1 rRNA gene is annotated in these 797 nt (G+C 53.5%); it reads right to left on the reverse strand.

Annotated features, from left to right (window positions below):
* Nucleotides 1-15: 15 nt before the first annotated feature.
* Nucleotides 16-797 (reverse strand): 23S ribosomal RNA (locus I6E73_RS14535); the annotation flags it as partial.

Here is a 797-nt window from a genome sequence, read left to right on the forward strand (position 1 = left end):
CCCAGTGAGGTGGGGTGTTATCAATTTATCGACTTATTAGTACTGGTCAGCTCCACAGGTCGTTAGTCCCTGCTTCCACATCCAGCCTATCAACGCAGTAGTCTAGCTGCGAGTCTCTCGGCCTAAGCCATGGAAATCTCATCTCGAAGCTGGCTTCCCGCTTAGATGCTTTCAGCGGTTATCCATTCCGAACGTAGCTAATCAGCGGTGCTCCTGGCGGAACAACTGACACACCAGAGGTTCGTCCATCCCGGTCCTCTCGTACTAGGGATAGATCTTCTCAAATTTCCTGCGCGCGCAGAGGATAGGGACCGAACTGTCTCACGACGTTCTAAACCCAGCTCGCGTACCGCTTTAATGGGCGAACAGCCCAACCCTTGGGACCTACTCCAGCCCCAGGATGCGACGAGCCGACATCGAGGTGCCAAACCATGCCGTCGATATGGACTCTTGGGCAAGATCAGCCTGTTATCCCCGAGGTACCTTTTATCCGTTGAGCGACAGCGCTTCCACAAGCCACTGCCGGATCACTAGTCCCGACTTTCGTCCCTGCTCGACTTGTCAGTCTCACAGTCAAGCTCCCTTGTGCACTTACACTCGACACCTGATTACCAACCAGGTTGAGGGAACCTTTGGGCGCCTCCGTTACTTTTTGGGAGGCAACCGCCCCAGTTAAACTACCCACCATGCACTGTCCCTGAACCGGATTACGGTTCGAAGTTAGATATCCAATATGACCAGAGTGGTATTTCAACAATGACTCCACCTGAACTAGCGTCCAAGCTTCACAGTCTCCC

This window comes from Salinibacterium sp. SWN248 (genome assembly GCF_015864575.1).
Lineage (GTDB): Bacteria > Actinomycetota > Actinomycetes > Actinomycetales > Microbacteriaceae > Rhodoglobus.